The 15125-nt window shown below is 71.2% G+C and carries 18 protein-coding genes; 10 read left to right on the top strand and 8 right to left on the bottom strand.

The genetic code is table 11. The features are described 5' to 3' along the window. Positions 1–18 precede the first annotated feature (18 nt). From FB388_RS38195 to FB388_RS38185, 3 genes are read left to right on the top strand one after another with little or no spacing between them, the layout of a single operon-like run. Positions 19–780, top strand: a complete 762-nt coding sequence (locus tag FB388_RS38195; protein ID WP_142107495.1) for an SDR family NAD(P)-dependent oxidoreductase — start codon at positions 19–21, stop codon at positions 778–780. Between the two features lie 54 nt (positions 781–834). Next, complete coding sequence (locus tag FB388_RS38190; RefSeq protein ID WP_142107494.1) at positions 835–1989, top strand: mandelate racemase/muconate lactonizing enzyme family protein; 1155 nt, start codon at positions 835–837, stop codon at positions 1987–1989. Further along, positions 1986–2672 carry an RraA family protein gene (locus FB388_RS38185; protein ID WP_142107493.1) on the top strand — a complete coding sequence of 229 codons (687 nt, stop codon included), beginning with the start codon at positions 1986–1988 and terminating at the stop codon, positions 2670–2672. The genes FB388_RS38190 and FB388_RS38185 overlap by 4 nt, the downstream gene beginning before the upstream one ends. A gap of 13 nt (positions 2673–2685) precedes the next feature. On the opposite strand, the gene FB388_RS38180 is transcribed toward FB388_RS38185, so the two are convergent. Then, positions 2686–3477, bottom strand: a complete 792-nt coding sequence (locus tag FB388_RS38180) for an LppU/SCO3897 family protein (protein WP_142107492.1) — start codon at positions 3475–3477, stop codon at positions 2686–2688. Between the two features lie 1495 nt (positions 3478–4972). On the opposite strand from FB388_RS38180, the gene FB388_RS38175 reads away from it, so the two are divergent. Further along, on the top strand, positions 4973–5572 hold the full coding sequence (locus tag FB388_RS38175) for a hypothetical protein (RefSeq protein ID WP_142107491.1): 600 nt from the start codon (positions 4973–4975) through the stop codon (positions 5570–5572). 10 nt (positions 5573–5582) lie between these two features. Here FB388_RS38175 and FB388_RS38170 read toward each other — a convergent pair whose 3' ends face one another. After that, positions 5583–6866 carry an adenosylmethionine--8-amino-7-oxononanoate transaminase gene (locus tag FB388_RS38170; protein WP_281290529.1) on the bottom strand — a complete coding sequence of 428 codons (1284 nt, stop codon included), beginning with the start codon at positions 6864–6866 and terminating at the stop codon, positions 5583–5585. Positions 6867–7021: 155 nt separating this feature from the next. Here FB388_RS38170 and FB388_RS38165 point away from each other — a divergent pair, with 155 nt between their 5' ends. Both FB388_RS38165 and FB388_RS38160 read left to right on the top strand, forming a co-directional pair. Beyond that, complete coding sequence (locus tag FB388_RS38165; protein WP_142107489.1) at positions 7022–7345, top strand: DMT family transporter; 324 nt, start codon at positions 7022–7024, stop codon at positions 7343–7345. Beyond that, positions 7342–7884 (top strand): TetR/AcrR family transcriptional regulator, encoded by a 543-nt coding sequence (locus FB388_RS38160; protein WP_281290537.1) that lies wholly within the window; start codon positions 7342–7344, stop codon positions 7882–7884. The genes FB388_RS38165 and FB388_RS38160 overlap by 4 nt, the downstream gene beginning before the upstream one ends. Here the strand turns inward: FB388_RS38160 and FB388_RS38155 are convergent, their stop codons facing one another. Continuing rightward, positions 7885–8472, bottom strand: a complete 588-nt coding sequence (locus FB388_RS38155; protein ID WP_142107487.1) for a TetR/AcrR family transcriptional regulator — start codon at positions 8470–8472, stop codon at positions 7885–7887. Positions 8473–8735: 263 nt separating this feature from the next. On the opposite strand from FB388_RS38155, the gene FB388_RS38150 reads away from it, so the two are divergent. The 4 genes from FB388_RS38150 to FB388_RS38135 all read left to right on the top strand — a co-directional run bounded on the left by FB388_RS38150 (position 8736) and on the right by FB388_RS38135 (position 12138). Next, positions 8736–9272 (top strand): dihydrofolate reductase family protein, encoded by a 537-nt coding sequence (locus tag FB388_RS38150; protein ID WP_246122813.1) that lies wholly within the window; start codon positions 8736–8738, stop codon positions 9270–9272. Between the two features lie 59 nt (positions 9273–9331). Next, positions 9332–10891: an MFS transporter gene (locus FB388_RS38145; protein WP_142107485.1), complete on the top strand. Its 1560-nt coding sequence runs from the start codon at positions 9332–9334 to the stop codon at positions 10889–10891. 90 nt (positions 10892–10981) lie between these two features. Beyond that, positions 10982–11374, top strand: coding sequence for a DUF4189 domain-containing protein (locus tag FB388_RS38140; RefSeq protein ID WP_142107484.1), 393 nt, complete (start codon positions 10982–10984; stop codon positions 11372–11374). A 20-nt stretch (positions 11375–11394) separates the two neighbouring features. Continuing rightward, complete coding sequence (locus FB388_RS38135; RefSeq protein ID WP_142107483.1) at positions 11395–12138, top strand: dienelactone hydrolase family protein; 744 nt, start codon at positions 11395–11397, stop codon at positions 12136–12138. On the opposite strand, the gene FB388_RS38130 is transcribed toward FB388_RS38135, so the two are convergent. From FB388_RS38130 to FB388_RS38110, 5 genes are all read right to left on the bottom strand, one after another. After that, positions 12114–12800, bottom strand: coding sequence for a P-loop nucleotide/nucleoside kinase family protein (locus FB388_RS38130; protein ID WP_142107799.1), 687 nt, complete (start codon positions 12798–12800; stop codon positions 12114–12116). The genes FB388_RS38135 and FB388_RS38130 overlap by 25 nt on opposite strands. Positions 12801–12829: 29 nt before the next feature. Then, positions 12830–13168, bottom strand: coding sequence for a TFIIB-type zinc ribbon-containing protein (locus FB388_RS38125; RefSeq protein WP_142107482.1), 339 nt, complete (start codon positions 13166–13168; stop codon positions 12830–12832). Between the two features lie 115 nt (positions 13169–13283). Next, entirely contained in the window at positions 13284–13574 is a 291-nt protein-coding gene (locus FB388_RS38120; protein ID WP_142107481.1) for a DUF1905 domain-containing protein, read from the bottom strand. A gap of 90 nt (positions 13575–13664) precedes the next feature. Further along, positions 13665–14630, bottom strand: a complete 966-nt coding sequence (locus FB388_RS38115; RefSeq protein WP_246122810.1) for an aldo/keto reductase — start codon at positions 14628–14630, stop codon at positions 13665–13667. A gap of 2 nt (positions 14631–14632) precedes the next feature. After that, on the bottom strand, positions 14633–15076 hold the full coding sequence (locus FB388_RS38110; protein ID WP_142107480.1) for a PPOX class F420-dependent oxidoreductase: 444 nt from the start codon (positions 15074–15076) through the stop codon (positions 14633–14635). Between the last annotated feature and the right edge of the window lie 49 nt (positions 15077–15125).

Here is a 15125-nt window from a genome sequence, read left to right as displayed (position 1 = left end):
AAGGAGATGTGAGAACTCGTGGATCTTTCGCTCGACGGCAAGGTGGCGATCGTGACGGGCGCCGCGTCCGGGTTCGGCCGTGCGGTCGCCTCGACGCTCGCTGCCGAGGGGGTGCGGGTGGCGGGCGCCGACATCAACGAGGCAGGCGTCGTCACGGCGATGAAGGAGCTCGGCGGCGGGTCGGCGGCGTGCCGCGGCTACGCGCTCGACGTCTCGAGCCGGACCAACTGGTCGGAGCTCGTGCGCACCGTCGAGGAGGACCTCGGCCCGGTCGACATCCTCTGCAACATCGCAGGCCCCGCCCCGGGACCGGTCAGCGGTCACCTGGACACCGACGACGACGAATGGCGTCGCCAGATCGACGGCCACCTCTCCGGCGTCTTCCGGGGATGCCAGTCGGTTCTCCCGGGGATGATGGAACGGCGCTACGGGAAGATCGTGAACATGTGCTCCTTCACGGCGCACGGCACGGTCGCGAACATCCCCGGCTACGACGCCGCGTTCGGCGGGATCCTCGCCTACACGAAGGACCTGGCGCGGTTCGCCGCCCCGTACAACATCAACGTCAACTGCGTGTCCCCCGGCAACATCGAGACCCCCATGACGCAGGAGTGGATGGCCCAGCCGGGGGCCCGTGAGCGCCTGCTCGAGACCACCCTCATCGGCCGCATCGGCCAGCCCGACGACGTGGCCAACTGGGTGGTCTTCCTCGCCTCCGACCGCGCGCAGCACGCGGTCGGCATCGAGATCAACGTGTCCGGTGGACAGCTGATCGCCTGACCTCGTCCGACAAGGGAAGTTCACGACACGGCCCACCGGGCCGGGAGGAGAAGCATGAGGATCGTCAACGTCACGACGGCGGTTGTCGCCTACCACGGCCAGGCCACGTTGGTGCGGATCGACACCGACGAGGGCATCACGGGCTACGGCGAGGCGAACCCGGACGCGGGTGCGGGGGGCGTCGTCGGACTGATCAACTCCCTGAAGGACCTCCTGATCGGCGAGGACCCGCGCAACGTCGAGCGGTGCTGGGAGAAGCTGCGTCGCCGCGTCTTCTCCGGCCCGCAGGGCGGCGTCTACGTGATCGCGATGAGCGGCATCGAGCTGGCGCTGTGGGACCTCGCGGGGAAGGCGGCCGGGCAGCCGGTGTACCGGATGCTCGGCGGCAAGTTCCGCGACCGGATCCGGCTCTACGCCGACTGCGGCGACGGGGACGACCCCGCCGGTTCCGTCGCCGGCTGCGTCGACCGGGCACAGCGGATGGTCGCCCAGGGCTTCACCGCCATCAAGTTCGACATCGACGACCTGCACCACCCGGCCAAGTTCGACCCGTTCAACCACACCGTGAACGCCTCCGAGCTGCGCTCGATGGTGGAACGGGTGGCAGCGGTGCGCGAGGCCATCGGGCCGGACATCGACCTCGCCATCGACCTGCACGCCCGCTACGACGTGCCGAGCGCCTGCCGGATCGCCTGGGAGCTCGAACCGTTCAACCTCATGTGGCTCGAGGAGCCCGTCCCGGCCGAGAACGTCGACGCGCTGGTGCGGGTGCGGGCCCAGACCCGCACCCCGATCTGCGCAGGCGAGAACCTCTACCTGCGGTGGGGCTTCCGCGAGCTGCTGGAGAAGGGCGCGGTGGACGTCATCGAGCCGGACGTGCCGAAGTGCGGTGGGCTCGCCGAGGCGAAGAAGATCGCGAACCTCGCCGAGATGCACTACGTGCCGTTCGCCCCGCACCTGGTCTCCACGCCGCTGGGCACGATGGCCACGGCGCACCAGTGCGGCGCGATCCCCAACTTCTACGTGCAGGAGTGGCACGCGCTGGAGGAACGGGAGATCTGGGACAGCTACGTGACCGCGCCCGACGGCAGCGGCTCGATCGTCAAGGACGGCTACATCACCCTGCCCGACACCCCGGGCATCGGTGTCGAGCTCGACATGGACGGCGTCCGCAAGCACGCCGTCCCCGGCTTCGGCATCTTCGAATGAGCGACACCGCAACCGTCGCGAAGCGGCTCAAGGCGCTCTACACCGCCGTGGTCTACGACATCATGGACGAGATGGCGCTGCCCCATCAGTGCCTCGACCTCGGCATCGCGCCACTCGACCGCGACATGCAGGTGGCCGGTCCCGCCTACACCGTGATGGCGGGACCCGACATCCGCGAGCGCGACGAGATGCCGGAGAACACGAAGCTGGCCGACTTCGGCGTGTTCACGCAGATGTACGAGGGCTGCGTGGTCGTCGTCGGGGCGGCGGGCGAGCGCCAGAGCGGGATCTGGGGCGAGCTCATGAGCAACGCCAGCCGCGCCCGGGGAGCCACCGGCGTCGTGATCGACGGCGGGATCCGCGACGGCAGGCTCGTCCGCGAGATCGACGGGCTCGGTGTCTTCGCCCGCTACACCTCGCCGATCGAGTCGCTGCGCCGCTCCCGGATCCACGACATCGAGATCCCCATCTCGATGACCGGCACCACGTCCAGCCAGGTCCGAGTCAACCCGGGCGACTGGATCTTCGGCGACGAGGACGGCGTACTGGTCATCCCGAAGGACGCGCTCGACGAGGTGCTGGCGAAGTCCGAGGAAGCCAAGGACATCGAGGACAAGGTCCGCGAGGAGGTGCAGGCCGGTACCCCGGTGATCGACGTCTACAACAAGTACGGGCGGTTGTAGCGCAACGGGCTGATCAGTTCGGCGCGAGGCAGAGGACGTAGCTGTCCAGGCCTCCGCCGCGCTGGAACCCCGACGTCGCCCCGGGTGCCGACCCGCAGGCGATGTCGATGCCCAGGAAGCCGCCCTCCACCCGCTCGACCACGCGGTACGCGGCGTCGGGCGCCCCGCAGTCCGCCTTCGCGTACCCGGGGTCGCCCGACGTCTCGGCCAGGCAGTCGCCCGCCTGCGCGGTGTCCGGCGATGCGTTCGGGTCGACGCCCACGGGGCCGAGGCAGAACAGCAGGTCGACGCCCATCCCCTCGAGGGCGTTCAGCCCGTACGGGTCGTCGCCGGTGGCGACCATGTCCCAGCTGTAGCTGGAGCTCGTGCCCGGCACCGAGGAGCACTGGTCGGTGCCGGCGATGGTGGTGGCGTTCTCGATGCGGCGCAGCACCACGGCCTCCGCCGTCGGGTCGGCGCATCCCACCCGGTGCACGGAGTTCGCGGCGACGCCGACGACGCAGTCACCGTCCTTCGCCACGTTGATCGCGGTGGCCGGGTCGACGTCACGCGGGCCGATGCAGAGCGTGGAGTCCGACCCGGTGTCGGAGTAGCTCTCCGTCACCCCGGCCACGGCGATGCAGTCGCCCGACGACTCGGCGAAGCGCTCCAGCACCCGCAGCGACGCCGTCGCACAGTCGGCCTTCGCGTACGAGTTGTCGGACTTCTGGACGCAGTCGCCCGTCTCGGGCCCCGTCGAGCAGGCGGTGAGACCGCCACCCGCCAACAGCGCCACCACGAGCAGCAGTAGAACACGCACCACCATCTCGGCTCCCCCCTCGAGCTGCTACCTCATCAGATCCGGCCCCGGCCCGCGTCATCGGGATCGGTCCGGCGAGACCACAGCGCTCCGATCCGTTGGACGAACGGCGCTTTCGTCCGACAGTTCGTCCGGAAGATCCGGTCGCTGAGGCAACAGGCACTCCACGGCTCGCCGATTTGCGCTTCACCAGCAGCACCGCATCGCCAGTAGTAGTGCGACGTTTTGTGATCACGGGTGTTCGGTGCCCTTGCCAGGCTCCGTCAAGTGGTGGTCTCGGGCATGATCCGGAGTATCGGTTGGCTATGGCTGTGCCGGCAGCCATGGACAACCGATACAGGCGATCTTGGCCTTCATGATCCGGTCTATCGGGCGTCCATGGTTGTTGCGGCAGCCATGGGAAACCGCCAGTTCGGATCATGGTCGTCCGGGCGGTGCGCCACGCAGCCCCGATGCGGTGCCCGCCTTCCGTTGATCGGTTCCCGTCAGATCGGCCCTGGTCAGCACGCCGCCGGTGGGCGATTCCCCGCGCGACAGCACCACGACGGCACGGCGCCGAGCGTTCCGATGCTCCTATGGAGCTCAGTGGCTGGTCCAAAGTCTTCTCGGTCTGAGTGGGGGCGGCGTGGACCACGCGAGCGACGTGGCGGCGCCATCCACCAGGGCCACGCCTCACCAGGCCTTCGGCTGCCCCACGCTCGTCCAGGTCAACCTCCACCAGGCCTTCGGTGGCGCCGCGCATCATGCGGGGCCGCCCCTCACGCCTCAAGGGCGCTCCGCGATCGCTGGCGCGACCCTTGACCCGCGAGCCTCTGCAGCCCCTGAGGGCCCGCTTCGCGGGCAGGCCGACAGGCCAGCCCCTTCGGCGCGCGGCGCCACCGAAGGCCGTCTCACCACATGATCGAGGATTCCCTCCCACACAGAAACGGGCAAAACGGCCGAGGAAGTCGGCCACACACCGACTTCGGTCCTCACACACCGACTGCAATCGGTGTGTCACCGCAGAAGTCGGTGTGCGAGCGCGGGAAGATGCCCGAGACCGGTCTCCTGGCGGCGCCGCGCGCCCAAAGGGGCAGGCCCTTGGGCCTGCCCGCGAAGCATGCCCGGAGGGGCCGCAGAGGCTCACAGATCAAGGGGCGCGCAGCGCTCGCGAAGCGACGCCGAAGGCGCCCTTGAGCTGTGAGGAGCGGCCCCGCACAATGCGCGGCGCCGCCAGGAGGCCCCGGGAAGGCAGACCTTGAGCCAGGAAGCCTTGACGCCATGACCGGCGGTGTCGGGGGCACACAGTTGTCCTTCACTGCGAACGCACAAGAGGCCGTGATCAGCGTTCGCGCAGACCGACTCGCCGTGGCCCCGCCCGTCGCCGGGTCTCGGCGTCACCGTGCACACCTTCCTGCCACCACACACACCGTCGGACACGTGCACCGACCCCGCACGATGTGCACGCTCGCCCGGCCGGCGCGCCCGGACCACCGTCGATCACTCGTCTAGGGTCCGATCCGTGGACCTCGGGTCGATCGCGGACTGGGTGAACGCCGCAGGCACGGTCGGCGCATTCGGTGCCGCCCTGTTCGCCGGGATCGTGGCCGTCCGCGGCTACCGGACTCAGCAACGGGCGATCGACCGTCAGCTGGCCGTCCATGCCGAGGACGAACGTCGGCGAGCGCAGAGCGAACGCCAGTGGCAGGCGAGCAAGGTGGCGGTTTGGGTGTATCGCGGCCGGAACAGCTGGACCGTGCACGCGGCGAACAGCAGCGGTTTGCCCGTCTACCGCCTCACAGTGCGCATTTCAGGCGAGGAACCTCCGTTCTCGGTTGCGATAGAGCGAGGCACGCAGAGTCCCGTCCCGGCCGATACCGCTCGCAAGCTCACCAACGCCCTGCGCGTCGTGCTCGATCAGCGGAACGCGCTCCACATGGACCCGAACAAACTGCACGTCGCGATCGCCTTCACCGACGCAGCCGGGGTCCGCTGGCGACGAGACGAGCGGGGGAAGCTCGACGAGGTGCCCGATTCCTTCGACTTCGACGAAGTCGATGAACGGCTGATCGACAGGCTGGTTCCGAGGCACGATGATCGCGATGATCGGGGGATCCTCTGACTCGGGAACCTCAGCCCACGGCCGCAGCGGCCACCGCGGCCGTGCAGATGCGCGCCAGGTCGTCGTCGTCCGTCACGTAGGGCGGCATCGTGTAGACCAGGTCGCGGAACGGGCGCAGCCACACCCCCTCCCGCACGGCGGCGGCGGTGGCCGCCGCCATGTCGACCTCGTGGTCGAGCTGCACCACGCCGATCCCGCCGAGGACGCGGACGTCCCGCACACCCGGGAGGTCGCGGGCCGGCTCCAGCCCGGCGTGCAGGCCCTTCTCGATCCGGGAGATCCCGCCCCGCCAGTCGCCCCCGAGGAGCAGGCCGAGCGAGGCGTTGGCCGCCGCCGCGGCCAGCGGGTTGCCCATGAACGTGGGCCCGTGCGCGAGCACGGAAAGCTCGCCGCGGGAGATCCCCTCGGCCACCTCCGGCGTGCACAGGGTGGCGGCCATCGAGAGGTAGCCGCCGGTGAGCGCCTTGCCGACGCACATGACGTCCGGGCTCACGCCTGCGTGGTCGGCGCCGAACAGCTCCCCGGTGCGCCCGAAGCCGGTGGCGATCTCGTCGAACACCAGCAGCACGTCGTGGGCGTCGGCGAGCTCGCGCAGCGCCTGCAGGTAGCGCGGCGAGTGGAACCGCATCCCACCCGCGTTCTGCACCACGGGCTCGACGATGACGGCCGCCACCTCGTGCCCGTGGCGGGCGAGCAGTTCCGCGAGGTGCTCGACGTAGGCGGGCTCGAACTCGCGCGGCGGCGCGTCGGCGAAGACCTGCTCCGGCAGCACGCCTGCCCAGACGTGGTGCATCCCGCCGTCGGGGTCGCAGACGGACATGGGGTGCCAGGTGTCGCCGTGGTAGCCGCCCCGCCAGGTGAGCAGCCGCCGCCGCTCGGGACGGCCGCGCGAGCGCCAGTACTGCAGGCACATCTTGATCGCGACCTCGACCGAGATCGACCCGGAGTCGGCGAGGAAGACGTGCTGCAGCGGCTCGGGGGTGATGTCCACGAGCGTGGTGGCCAGCCGGATCGCGGGTTCGTGGGTGAGCCCGCCGAACATGACGTGGCTCATCCGCCCGAGCTGGTCGCGCACGGCCTCGTCCAGCACGGGGTGGGCGTAGCCGTGGATCGCCGACCACCACGAGGCCATGCCGTCGACCAGCTCACGCACCCCGTCGACCGGCTCGGCCAGCCGCAGCCGCACCCCTTCCGCGGACTCCACGAGGTACGGCGACCGCACGCCCGGCATGGGCGAGTACGGGTGCCAGACGTGCTTCCGGTCGAGGTCGAGCAGCTGGGCAGGGGTGAGCACGCGGCCTCCTCGGTCGTGGGTCGGACACCGCGACGATTCCAGCACGCACCGGCCGGGGACCGGAGCATGGCGCAGCGCACACAGAAACCTGAGCGACCGCTCCAGTAGTATCTGGAGCATCCGCTCAGGTTTCTCTCCTCTCCCCGGAGGCTCCGGTGCCCTGGCTCTTCCTCGTCGGCGCGATCCTGTCGGAGGTCATCGCGACCCTCGCACTGAAGCTCTCCGACGGCTTCTCGAGGCTCGTTCCGTCGATCGTCGTCGTGATCGGCTACGTCGTGGCGTTCGGCATGCTGTCGCAGGCGCTGACCCGCGGCATGGCGATCGGCGTGGCGTACGGGGTGTGGGCCGCGGCCGGGGTCGCGCTCGTCGCGATCGCAGGCGCCGCGTTCTTCGGGGAGGGCATGACGATGGTGCAGGTCGGCGGCGTCGCGCTGGTGATCGCGGGCGTGCTCGCCATCGAACTGGGAGCGGAGCACTGACCACCGACGGACGCAGGCGGAAGGGCGAGCAGCGCCGCAGGCAGCTCCTCGACGCCACGATGCGGGTGATCGAACGGGCGGGGGTCGCCGCGGTGAGCCAGCGCGTGGTCGCCCAGGAGGCGGGAGTCCCGGCGAGCGCCGTCACCTACTACTTCCCGGCGATCGACGACCTGCTCGTCGCGGCGCTCGCCGACTGCAACGACGACCACCTGCGCCGGCTCGACGAGAGCGCACGTGCCCCCGACCCGATCGCAGCACTCGCCCGGGTGATCGCCGAGAGCAGCGACGCGCGGCGAGCGCACGCGGCCGCGGAGTACGAGCTCTTCCTGCTCGCCGGGCACCGGCCGGAGCTGGAGCCGGAGGTCGACCGCTGGACGACCGCGGTCGACGCCTACCTCGCACCCCACGTCACCGACCCCGTGCGGCGTGCGGCGGTGGCCGCCGCCGTGGACGGGCTGTTCCTGCGCTGCTTCGTCGCGACCGACCCGCCGAGCGCCGACGAGGTGCGTGCCCTCCTCGCGAGCATCATCGGGTGCTGATCAGGCCGAGCGGCGAGGGCCGGGCAGGATGCGCTCCACGACCTCGGTGACCAGGTCGTCGAACTGCTCCTCCGGGAAGACGTCGGGCAGCGTGAGCCGGTCCAGGATCAGCCAGTTCAGCGCCAGGTAGAGCACCACGACGGTGGTGGCGTCGCCCGGCAGGCCGGACTCCTCGTGGTTGCGGATGTTGAAGTCGAGGTCGGCGCGGATCCGCTTGCTGAGCAGCTCGCGCAGCTCGGGCCGGCGGGTGCTCTCCAGGCGCAGCTCCAGCAGCGCCAGGTATCCGGACCGGAAGCCGGCGACCCGCTCGACGATGTCGCGCATGAGCTCGGTGACCCGGTCGCGGTCCCGCGGCCCGGCGAGCGCCGCGTCGAGCACGGCGGCGTCGGGTTCGAGCCGCTCGTAGTAGCGGTGGCCGACCTGCGTGAACAGCTCATCGCGACTGCTGAAGTAGTTGGACGCCGTGCCGACGGGCACCTGCGCCTCCGCGTCGACCGCGCGGAAGGTGAGCCCCCGCGCCCCCTCCCTGGCCAGCACCTCGATCGCGGCGTCCAGGAGCGCCGCCCGCCGGGCCGGGTTCTGCCGCATCCACATCTCCTCTGTTGACACCACTTCATCTGTAGTACTACAGTCAAATCACTACATGCAGAGTACTACAGCTGAGGTACTACATGCGAGCCACGTCCTTCCCGCAGCCCCACCCGCGGCGTCCGCAGCAGCCGACGAAACCGCGTCCGGCGTCCCGGCCCCGGCCCGTCCTCCGCCCGCGCGGCAACCGATAGCCGACAGCCGGCAGCCGAACACCACGACAGGAAGGCCCGAGTTTGCGAAAACTCGTCTACTACGTCGGCATGACCATCGACGGCTTCATCGCCGCGCCGGACGGGGGTGTCGACTTCTTCCCGGTCACGCCGGACGTGCTCGAGTTCATCACCGGCGACTACCCGGACACCCTGCCCACCCACGTGCGGGAGCAGCTCGGCGTCGACGTGCCCAACCCGAACTTCGACGTGGGCGTGCAGGGGCGGGCGACCTTCCAGCCCGCCCTCGACATCGGGGTCACCAGCCCGTTCGCGCACCTGCGGCAGTACGTCGTCTCCACCACGTACGAGAGCCCGGACCCGGCCGTCGAGGTGATCTCGGACGACGTCACCGAACGGATCCGGCAGCTGAAGGCCGAGGACGGCAAGGACATCTATCTCATGGGCGGGTCCCGGTTGGCCGGGTCCCTGCTCGCCGAGATCGACTCGCTCGTCCTGAAGGTCTACCCGGTGGTGGCCGGGGCGGGAATCCCGCTGTTCACCGCCGAGTTCGGCCCCACCAGCTTCCGACTGACCGGCAACCGGACCCTGGAGGGCGGAACGGTGGTCCTGAGCTACGACCGATGAGTTCCGGGCAGCACCGCGGTCTTACCTCCGAGATCCCGACGACCGGAGGAACGAGAGCGATGAACACGGGGCAGTCAGTGCGAGCCGGCCGGCGGGAGTGGGTCGGCCTCGCCGTCCTGGCGCTGGCCTGCCTCCTGTACGTGATGGACCTGACGGTGCTGCACCTGGCAGTTCCCGCGCTGAGCGAGGACCTCAGGCCGACGAGCACGCAGCTGCTGTGGATCATCGACGTCTACGGGTTCATGGTGGCAGGCGCCCTCGTCACGATGGGCACCCTCGGGGATCGGATCGGCCGGAGGCGGCTGCTGCTGATCGGCGCAGCCGCCTTCGGAGCCGTGTCGGTGCTGGCGGCGTTCTCCACCACACCCGAGATGCTCATCGTCAGCCGGGCCCTCCTCGGGCTCGCCGGGGCAACGGTGGCGCCGTCCACGCTGTCGCTGATCTTCCACATGTTCCAGGACCCGAAGCAGCGCTCGCTCGCCGTCGGCATCTGGATCGGGGCGTTCTCGGCGGGCAGCGCGATCGGGCCGGTGCTCGGCGGGCTGGTGCTCGAGGCGTTCTGGTGGGGATCGGTGTTCCTGCTCGCGCTGCCGGTGATGGGCGCCCTGCTGGTGCTCGGCCCGCGCGTGCTCCCCGAGTACCGCGACCCGAACGCCGGGCGGCTGGACCTGCGCAGCGTCGCGATGTCCGTCGGTGCACTGCTCGCGATCGTGGCCGGCCTGAAGCAGCTCGCCCAGGACGGGCCGACCACCGGCGCCGTGCTCGCGATCGCCGCGGGCGTGGGCGTCGGAACGCTGTGGGTGCGCAGGCAGCAGCGGCTCGCCGAGCCGATGATCGACCTCGCCCTGTTCCGGATCCGCCGGTTCAACGCCGCGCTCGTCGTGAACTTCCTGGCGCTCTTCGTGATGATCGGCTACTTCCTGTTCATCGGGCAGTACCTGCAGCTGGTCGCGGGGATGTCGCCGCTGCACGCCGGCCTGTGGTCGTTGCCGGGCGCACTCGGCTTCGTCGTCAGCTCCCAGCTCGCGCCGCGCTTCGCGCAGCGCGTCAAGCCCGCGAACCTCGTGGCCGCCGGACTCGCCGCCGCCGCGGCCGGGCTCTTCCTGCTCACCACGGTTCAGGTCGGCACGGGGCTCACCGCCATCGTCGTCTCGTCCGTGGTGATCTCGCTCGGCATGGGCCCGGTCTTCGGGCTGACCACCGAGATGATCGTCGGCTCCGCCCCGGCCGAGAAGGCGGGTGCGGCATCCGGCATCTCCGAGACCGCCGCCGAGCTGGGCGGGGCGCTCGGCATCGCCGTGCTGGGCAGCATCGGCGCCACCATCTACCGCAGCGGCGTGGCGGGCGGCCTGCCCGCCGACGTGCCGGCAGAGGCTGCGCACGCCGCTCGCGACACGCTCGGCGGGGCGGTCTCCGCGGCCGCGCACCTGCCCGAGCCGACCGCGGCCGTGCTGGTCGACGTGGCACGGGAGGCGTTCGTCGCAGGCCTGCAGGTCACGGCCGCCGGGGCGGGCGTGATCGCGGCGGCCATCGCGGTCGTGGCGGCCGTGGCGCTGCGCGACAGCGGTGCGCAGCAGCAGGAGGCTTCGGAGCGCGAAGCAGAACCGGCCTGCTGCTGACCTCGAGGCCGGTTCCCCGCCGACCCCAACCGATCCGCGGCACCGGCGGTCGTCCCCGCCACCAGTGCGCGTCGGCGAGGGAGAGCGACCATGACGACCATCCGTTCCACGATCATCCGCGGTGCCGCCGCGGTCGTGCTCGCGACCGGCGCGACCGTGCTCGGAGCCGCCCCTGCGAACGCCGCCCCCGACACCTGGGCGGCGATCGCGGTCTCGGTCGAGACCGGCAACATCGGCTACTCCTACGAGCAGCCCTCCGGCTCGGCCGCGGCGAGTGCCGCCGAGAACGAGTGCGGCGCGAGCGACTGCCGGTCGTTCGTGCGCGTCAGCAACGGGTGCGCCGCGGTGGCACAGGCGCGGAACCTCGCCTGGGGCTGGGCCTACGCGGCGTCGCTGGAGGAGGCGAAGCGCGCGGTGGTGCGGGCGACACCGGGTCGTGGCGCACGCGTGCTCGCGTACGCCTGCACGGGTGCCCACCGGTGATCGCCACCTAGGCTGGCCAGGTGGCCCGCATCGATGTGCAGATCCCGACTCCCGACGGCACGTGCCCCGCGACCCTGCACGTACCCGACGGGGACGGGCCGTGGCCCGGGGTCGTCCTGTTCCCGGATGCGGGCGGCGCGCGCGAGACGATGCGGGCGATGGCCGACCGGCTCGCGGGCACGGGCTACGTGACGTTGGTCCCCGACGTCTACTACCGCGAGGGTGCGTGGACCCCGTTCGACATCGCCACCGTCTTCACCGACCCCGGCGAGCGGGCTCGGATGGGGGACTACATGGGCCGCCTCACGCGGGACCGGATCGTCTCGGACACCGGCGCCCACCTCGACTTCCTGCTGGCGCGCCCCGAGGTCACCGGCTCCGCGGCCGGGACGACCGGCTACTGCATGGGTGGACGGCTGTCGCTGATCACGGCGGCAGCGCACCCGGCCGCGGTCGCAGCAGCGGCGTCGTTCCACGGTGGCGGGATCGCGGTGGAGGACGACCCGCAGAGCCCGCACCTGGCGGCGGGCCGCATCACCGCCACCGTGTACGTCGCCGGGGCGGAGGACGACGCCCACTTCACACCCGAGCAGGCGCAGCTGCTCGACACGGCGCTCACCGAGGCCGGCGTGCGGCACACCGTGGAGTTCTACCCGGCGAAGCACGGGTTCGCGGTGCCGGACAACCCCACGTACGACGTGGCCGCCGAGGAACGCCACTGGAAGGCCCTGGAGACGCTCTACGCCTCCACCTTGCGGAACTGAACCACGCCGCGCCGCACCCACTCGACCACCCGGTCCGCGGTCTCGGCCAGCCCGAGCGCGGTGGTGTCGACCAGCTCGACGGGAGGGGCGAGGACCGGCCCGTTGCGGCGCAGCCAGTGGTTGAACTCGACCGTCTCCGCGATCCGGGGCTCGTCCCAGCCACGCCACGCCGGTCGGGCGCTCAGCCGGGAGCGCAGCACGTCGGAGTCGGCGACCAGCGCCAGGTAGTGGATCTCCCCGACGAAGGCGCGTTCCGGGCGCCGCTCGAACTGCTCCGGCACGACCGTGCCGACCAGCACCACCGGACGCCCGCTCTGGTGGATCATCGCGGCCGTCCGCAGCCAGATCCGGCGGAAGTCCGCGAAGTCGTCGGCCGGATCCTGCAGGCCCGGCGTCCACAGCACGTCCTGCTCCACCACGACCGCCACGTCCGCGAGTGCCTGCGGGAGCAGGCGGGCCACCGTCGACTTGCCCGCCCCGCTCGGACCGGTGAGCGCGAACAGCGGCAGCCGCCGGAACGGCTGCCGATGCCCGCAGTCACCGCAGATCAGCACCGCCGCGTCGGGCGCGACGACCGGGTGCGTGAACCGGGCGCCACACCCGAGGCAGATCTGCAGGTCGACCGGATGCTGATGCCGGCTCGGCGCAGCCCGCTCGCTCAGCGCTCCCGGCTCACTCGGCAAGAGCCCACTCAGCCGAACAGCTCGTCGAGGAAGCCCTTGCGGCGCTTGTGGCCGCCCCCGTGGTGGCCGTAGGGCGGCGGGGAGTCGTTGTAGCGGCCACGCTGGTGCCCGTACGGGGGCGGGGAGTCGCTGTACTGGCCGCGGTGCTGGCGCTGGTGGGGCGGGGGCGAGTCGGCGTAGTAGCCCTGCGGGGACCCGTGGCCGCCGTAGAAGCTCTGCTCCGCGTTGGCGATCTGCTCGAGCTCGCCGCGGTCGAGGAAGATCCCTCGACAGCCCTGGCACTGCTCGATGTGGACGCCTCGCCGGTCGACGGTATGCATCAGGTTCTGACACTTCGGACAGATCACCCAGCCGAGAGTAGCGCGGGTGGTTGCAGAGGGTGCACCCGCAACCACCCGCCGCCCCGTCGGACGGCCATCCCGCCCGTATGGAGGAGCGCTCGCACCGCGGCACCGCACGCCGTCAGCGGTCGGTGATCCGCTCGGCGAGGTGCACCGTGACCGTCTCGCCCGGGCCCTTGCCGATCGCGCGCTGGAGCTCGCCCTTCACCGGCAGCTTGTGGGTGCCGTCGCCGAGCGCCATGAACGAGCTGCGGAACGGGTGGCCGTCCACGGTGCCGCTGACCTTCACCAGGCCGCGGGTGCCGAAGAACTCGGCCGAGCCGGGCATCACGACGTAGGTCCAGCCGCCCGGGTTCGGGCTCTTCTGCAGGACGGCGTTGAACTCGTGGTCAAGGGACTGGTTCTCGGTCATCGTTCCTCCTCGGCCGGACGGCCACGGCGGCCGTCCACAACCGGAACGTCGAGAGCGAGCCCGCGTCCTCGACATGCCTGCCGAGATTTTCTACCGCCCCACCACCGCGGTCGCGTGGTCGCCGAACACGAACGGGGACGGCTCGCACTCGGCGATGAAGTCCGCGGGGAAGCCGCGCTCGAAACCCACCGCGGCCTCCAGGCGGTCGACCGCGTCGTCGGGCAGGACCAGGTCGAGCGCTCCCAGGTTCTCGGTGAGCTGCTCGACCGAACTGACCCCGACGAGCGGGTGCACGGCCGGCGACCTGCTGCGCGTCCAGGCGAGCGCCACCTGGGCCGCGGTGGCGCCCAGTTCGTCGGCGACGGCGCGCACGGCCGCGGCGGCCGCCTCGTCCCGCGGGGTGAGCGATCCCGGGTCGGCCCGGCGGGAGCCGCCTGCGAGCCGGCCGCTCGCGAGCGGTGCCCACGCGGCCACGCTCATCCCGAACGCCTCCGCCATCGGGAGCAGCTCCCGCTCGATGTCGCGTTGCAGCAGGTTGTAGGGCACCTGCAGGCCGGCGAACGGGGTCCAGTCCCGCCACTGCGCGAGGGTGTTCGCCCGGGAGACCACCCACGCGGGCGCGTCGGAGATCCCGACGTAGAGGATCTTCCCGGTGCGCACGGCGTCGTCGAGCGCGCGCATCGTCTCCTCGAGCGGAGTGTGCCGGTCCCACACGTGCACCCAGTAGACGTCGATGTAGTCGGTGCGCAGCCGCCGCAGGCTCTGCTCCAGCGAGAACACCAGGTTCTTGCGGTGGTTGCCCGCCGCGTTGGGATCGCGCGCATCGCGCGAGAGCGTGTACTTGGTCGCGAGGACGAACCGGTCGCGCCGCTCGAGGACGGAGCCGAGCAGCTCCTCCCCGTCGCCGTAGGCCGACGCCGTGTCCAGGACGTTGCCGCCCGCATCCGCGTAGGCGTCGATGATCCGGCGGGTCTCGCCGGGATCGGTGAGCACCATCGTGCCGAGGAAGAGGTCCGAGACGCGCAGGCCGGTGCGGCCGAAGAGGCGGTACCGCACGGTCAGCCCACCCGCACGGCGTCGCGCGCGGACACCTCGTATGAGGAGCCGTCGATCCCCCAGGACACGATCCGGGTCGGCCGCACGAGGATGAACGCCGGATCGAAGTCGAACGATGCGCCGAGCCGCTTCCCGATTTCGGCGCCGCCCGCGGTGCACGCCTCGGCGACGCCGCGCACCTCGACCCCGCGCGGGGTCCACGGGTCGACCGTCGCGACGTCGTCGACGACCAGCGCCGCGACGCCGGACGCCGCGATGTCCCGGAACTTCTTGCTGGTGGCCATCCCGCTGCCGGCGTAGCCGCCGACGACCAGCTCGTCGGTCTCGGGGTCCAGCAGGAACCCGACCGGCTTGACCTGCGGTCGCCCGTCCGGACCGACCGTCGCCAGCCGGCCGAGCGGCTGACCGCGCAGGTACTCGATCTCCGCTGTGGTGAATGCGCTCATGCCCGGAAGCCTCCGTCGGCGCCCGCGGGTTAGGGAGACCGCACCAGGG

It is taken from the genome of Pseudonocardia cypriaca (assembly GCF_006717045.1).
GTDB lineage: Bacteria > Actinomycetota > Actinomycetes > Mycobacteriales > Pseudonocardiaceae > Pseudonocardia > Pseudonocardia cypriaca.
This window is presented reverse-complemented; position numbering and strand designations above follow the sequence as displayed.

Excerpts from the sequence above, each read along its gene's own strand:
- FB388_RS38120 (WP_142107481.1), bottom strand. The coding sequence starts at position 13,574 with ATGACCGAGAACCAGTCCCTTGACCACGAGTTCAACGCCGTCCTGCAG.
- FB388_RS38150 (WP_246122813.1), top strand. The coding sequence starts at position 8,736 with ATGACCATCGACGGCTTCATCGCCGCGCCGGACGGGGGTGTCGACTTC.
- FB388_RS38110 (WP_142107480.1), bottom strand. The coding sequence starts at position 15,076 with ATGAGCGCATTCACCACAGCGGAGATCGAGTACCTGCGCGGTCAGCCG.
- FB388_RS38140 (WP_142107484.1), top strand. The coding sequence starts at position 10,982 with ATGACGACCATCCGTTCCACGATCATCCGCGGTGCCGCCGCGGTCGTG.
- FB388_RS38190 (WP_142107494.1), top strand. The coding sequence starts at position 835 with ATGAGGATCGTCAACGTCACGACGGCGGTTGTCGCCTACCACGGCCAG.
- FB388_RS38180 (WP_142107492.1), bottom strand. The coding sequence starts at position 3,477 with ATGGTGGTGCGTGTTCTACTGCTGCTCGTGGTGGCGCTGTTGGCGGGT.
- FB388_RS38155 (WP_142107487.1), bottom strand. The coding sequence starts at position 8,472 with ATGCGGCAGAACCCGGCCCGGCGGGCGGCGCTCCTGGACGCCGCGATC.
- FB388_RS38145 (WP_142107485.1), top strand. The coding sequence starts at position 9,332 with ATGAACACGGGGCAGTCAGTGCGAGCCGGCCGGCGGGAGTGGGTCGGC.
- FB388_RS38185 (WP_142107493.1), top strand. The coding sequence starts at position 1,986 with ATGAGCGACACCGCAACCGTCGCGAAGCGGCTCAAGGCGCTCTACACC.